The organism is Kitasatospora sp. NPDC059803, from assembly GCF_042732255.1.
In the GTDB taxonomy this organism is placed as follows: Bacteria; Actinomycetota; Actinomycetes; order Streptomycetales; family Streptomycetaceae; genus Kitasatospora.
This window is the reverse complement of the sequence record NZ_JBHWIJ010000349.1, coordinates 3,853-8,350: the sequence shown is the minus strand read 5'-3', so window position 1 is coordinate 8,350 and position 4,498 is coordinate 3,853. Positions and strand designations below refer to the sequence as shown.

Here is a 4,498-nt window from a genome sequence, read left to right as displayed (position 1 = left end):
ACAAACACCCTCCCCCACCACCCCACCCCCCCCCCCACACCCCCCCCCTCAACCCGGCTACACTAGCCCCGCCCCCCCTCGTGTTGGGCGGGGGGGGCCCCCCACCGTTCAGCTATGCGCCAGGCACTGGCAGCGGGTCAGAGCTTCAGCTCTGGCCACCCGCCAGCTTCTCGCGCAGGGCCGCCAGGGCCTCGTCCGAGGCGAGAGCGCCGGAGCCCTCGTCGCTGCTGGACGAGTAGGAGCCACCGGCAGCGGCGGCGACAGCGTCGCCACCCTCGGCAGCGGCCTCGGCGTCGGCCTCACGGCTCTTGATGACCTGGGCCTGGTGCTGCTCGAAGCGGGACTGCGCCTCGGCGTACTGGCGCTCCCACTCCTCACGCTGCTTCTCGAAGCCGGCCAGCCAGTCGTTCGCCTCGGGGTCGAAGCCCTCCGGGTAGATGTAGTTGCCCTGGTCGTCGTACGAGGCAGCCATGCCGTACAGGGTCGGGTCGAACTCGACCTCGGCCGGGTTGGCACCCAGCGCCTCGTTGGCCTGCTTGAGCGACAGGCTGATGCGACGACGCTCGAGGTCGATGTCGATGACCTTGACGAAGATCTCGTCGCCGACCTGGACGACCTGCTCCGGGATCTCCACGTGGCGCTCGGCCAGCTCGGAGATGTGGACCAGACCCTCGATGCCCTCGTCCACGCGGACGAACGCACCGAACGGAACCAGCTTGGTGACCTTACCCGGAACGACCTGGCCGATCTGGTGGGTACGGGCGAACTGCTGCCACGGGTCCTCCTGGGTCGCCTTCAGCGACAGGGAGACGCGCTCGCGGTCCATGTCAACGTCGAGAACCTCGACGGTGACCTCCTGGCCGACCTCGACAACCTCGGACGGGTGGTCGATGTGCTTCCAGGAGAGCTCGGAGACGTGCACCAGGCCGTCGACGCCACCCAGGTCCACGAAGGCACCGAAGTTGACGATCGAGGAGACGACGCCGGAGCGCACCTGGCCCTTCTGCAGGGTGGTGAGGAAGGTCTGGCGGACCTCGCTCTGGGTCTGCTCCAGCCAGGCACGGCGGGACAGGACCACGTTGTTGCGGTTCTTGTCCAGCTCGATGATCTTGGCCTCGAGCTCCTTGCCCACGTAGGGCTGGAGGTCGCGGACGCGGCGCATCTCGACGAGCGAGGCCGGCAGGAAGCCACGGAGGCCGATGTCGAGGATGAGACCACCCTTGACGACCTCGATGACGGTACCGGTGACGATGCCGTCCTCTTCCTTGATCTTCTCGATCGTGCCCCAGGCACGCTCGTACTGAGCGCGCTTCTTGGACAGGATGAGACGACCCTCCTTGTCCTCCTTCTGGAGAACCAGGGCCTCGATGTTGTCACCGACGGCGACGACCTCGTGCGGGTCGACGTCGTGCTTGATCGAGAGCTCGCGGGACGGGATGACGCCCTCGGTCTTGTAACCGATGTCGAGGAGGACCTCGTCACGGTCGACCTTCACGATGACGCCCTCGACGATGTCGCCATCGTTGAAGTACTTGATGGTCTCGTCGATGGCGGCGAGGAACGCCTCGGCGTCGCCGATGTCGTTGACCGCGACCTGCGGGGTGGTGCTGAGGGAGGAGTCGGTGGGGCTCGTCATTAGGAAAAGGGCTCCGGTACGGACATGAAAGTCGTAGGTAATGCCACGCGGAGGGCCCGTATCGCTCCCACCGAAAGCCGGACAGCCAAGAACACGGCGCACCGGCATTCCCGCACAGCGAGAAATCCGGCGTCCGTCTTGCGACCGTGGGGTCTTCGACAGATGCGAGCGCGACCTGCTCCGTCTGAGGCGCGCAGGCCCGCAGCGCAACTTGTAGCATACGGGGACGGCCAGGCACGGTCAACGCCAAGAGCGGCAAGACGGTGGAGCCCGGTATGGATCAGGCCATATCCTCCGATTGCGCACCTTGCGGTGGCGCCCGAAGGGGGCCCTTCCCCGGATGCCACCGCCAGGATCGGGTCCTTGACGGGCCCGGTCTCGGCAGCGGCGCTTCCGCACTCCACACCCTACGCGATGGGCATTATCACCGTGGCCACCACCCCCCAGTCCGACCTGCATGATCTTGACGGCGACGGCGACGACGCGGTACGGCGCGCGGCCGGCACCGGGGAGAGCAGCCGGGCCAGCCGGCACTGGTGGGACCGCAACGCCGACGAGTACCAGGACGAGCACGGGGAGTTCCTCGGCGACGACCGCTTCACCTGGTGCCCCGAAGGCCTCGACGAGGCCGACGCCCACCTGCTCGGCGAGGTCGCGGACAAGGACGTGCTGGAGATCGGCGCCGGCGCCGCCCAGTGCTCGCGCTGGCTGGCCGGCCGCGGTGCCCGCCCCGTCGCCCTGGACATCTCCCACCGCCAACTCCAGCACTCCCGCCGGATCGACCTCGGCCGCGGCGCCACCCCCGTCGCCGTCGTCCAGGCCGACGCCGCCGTCCTGCCCTTCGCCGACGCCTCCTTCGACCTCGCCTGCTCCGCCTACGGCGCCGTCCCGTTCAGCGCCGACACCTCCGCCCTGATGCGCGAGGTGCACCGGGTACTGCGCCCCGGCGGCCGCTGGGTGTTCTCCGTCACCCACCCGATCCGCTGGGCCTTCCCCGACGAGCCCGGCGTCGAGGGCCTCACCGCCGCCTCCTCCTACTTCGACCGCACCCCCTACGTCGAGGAGGACGAGCAGGGGCGCGCCAGCTACGTCGAACACCACCGCACCATCGGCGACCGGGTCCGCGAACTCGTCGGCGCCGGCTTCCGGTTGACCGACCTGGTCGAGCCCGAGTGGCCGGCCGGCCTGGAGCAGGAGTGGGGCGGCTGGTCCCCGCTGCGCGGGCGGCTGATCCCCGGCACCGCGATCTTCGTCGCCGAACGGGGCTGACGCCTTGCCGAACCCCGGCTCGCTGAACCCCGCCTCGCCGAATGGGGCTGACGCCTTGCCGAACCCCGGCTCGCTGAACCCCGCCTGGCGCGGACTGCCCGTCCGCAGCGCCCTGCCCGCCCTGCACGACGCGCTGGACGGGCCCGGCACCGCCGTCCTCGCCGCCCCGCCCGGCACCGGCAAGACGACCCTGGTGCCGCTCGCGCTGGCCGGGCTGCTCGATCCCGGGCGTCCGACGCTCCGCGTGCTGGTCGCCGAACCGCGCCGGCTCGCCGTCCGGGCCGCCGCCCGGCGGATGGCCTGGCTGCTGGGCGAGGCCGTCGGCGGGCGGGTCGGCTACACCGTGCGCGGGGACCGTCGCGTCGGCCCGGAGACGGTGGTCGAGGTGGTCACCACCGGCGTGCTGCTGCAACGGCTCCAGCGCGACCAGGAGTTGCCCGGCGTCGACGTGGTCGTCCTCGACGAGTGCCACGAACGGCACCTGGACGCCGACACCGCGCTCGCGTTCCTCCTCGACGTCCGGGCGGCACTGCGGCCCGAACTGCGGCTGGTCTGCGCCTCGGCCACCTCCGACACCGAGGCCTGGGCCGAACTCCTCGGCGGCGCGCCGGTGGTGGAGGCGCACGGGGTCTCCCACCCGGTCGAGACGGTGTGGGCGCCGCCGCCGCGCGCCGTCCGGCCCGCCCACGGCACCCGGGTCGACCCGGCGCTGCTCGACCACGTCGCCGCCACCGTCCGGCGGGCCCTCGCCGAACAGGAGGGCGACGTGCTCTGCTTCCTGCCCGGCGTCGGCGAGATCAGCCGTGTCGCCGGACAGCTGTCCACGGTGGCGGCGGACGTCCTGCAACTCCACGGCCGCGCCCCGCAGGCCGTCCAGGACGCCGCCCTCACCCCCTCGGACGGCCGCCGCGTCGTGCTCGCCACCGCCGTCGCCGAGTCCACGCTCCCCGTGCCCGGCGTGCGCGTCGTCGTCGACGCCGGGCTCGCCCGCGAACCGCGCACCGACCACGCCCGGGGCCTCGCCGGCCTGGTCACCGTCCGCGCCTCCCTCGCCGCCGCCCGCCAGCGCGCCGGCCGTGCCGGGCGCGAAGCCCCCGGCACCGTCTACCGCTGCTGGAACGAGGCCGAGGACGCCCTCGCCGCCCGCTTCCCCACCCCCGAGATCGCCCTCGCCGACCTCACCACGTTCGCTCTCCAGGCCGCCTGCTGGGGCGACCCGGACGCCACCGGCCTCGCCCTGCCCGACGCCCCGCCCACCGGGGCGATGGCCGCCGCCCGGCAGACCCTCCAGGCCCTCGGCGCCGTCGACACCGACGGCCGGGCCACCCAGCGCGGCGTCCGCCTGGCCCGCACCGGGCTGCACCCCCGGCTGGGCCGCGCGCTCGTCGACGGGGCCCCTGCCGTCGGCGCCCGTCGAGCGGCCGAGGTCGTCGCCCTGCTCTCCGAGGAACCGCCGCGCGCCCTCGGCGACGACCTCGGCGCGGTCTGGCGGGGGGGCACAGCCACCACCCACCCAAAATCCCGCCCGCCGGGCGCGAGGATCAGCACCCCCCACGCGCGCCGCCCCGGCCCGCCCCCCCCCCCGCCCCCCCC

At 72.7% G+C, this 4,498-nt stretch carries 3 protein-coding genes; 2 read left to right on the top strand and 1 reads right to left on the bottom strand.

Annotation, left to right across the window (positions count from 1 at the left end; translation table 11 throughout):
- Positions 1-145: 145 nt before the first annotated feature.
- Positions 146-1,636 carry a 30S ribosomal protein S1 gene (rpsA, locus tag ACFV6I_RS34825; protein ID WP_063347134.1) on the bottom strand — a complete coding sequence of 497 codons (1,491 nt, stop codon included), beginning with the start codon at positions 1,634-1,636 and terminating at the stop codon, positions 146-148.
- A 414-nt stretch (positions 1,637-2,050) separates the two neighbouring features.
- On the opposite strand from rpsA, the gene ACFV6I_RS34820 reads away from it, so the two are divergent.
- Positions 2,051-2,905 carry a class I SAM-dependent methyltransferase gene (locus tag ACFV6I_RS34820; protein ID WP_380337935.1) on the top strand — a complete coding sequence of 285 codons (855 nt, stop codon included), beginning with the start codon at positions 2,051-2,053 and terminating at the stop codon, positions 2,903-2,905.
- A gap of 55 nt (positions 2,906-2,960) precedes the next feature.
- A partial coding sequence (locus ACFV6I_RS34815) for a DEAD/DEAH box helicase (protein ID WP_380429851.1) occupies positions 2,961-4,498 on the top strand: 1,538 nt, incomplete at its 3' end.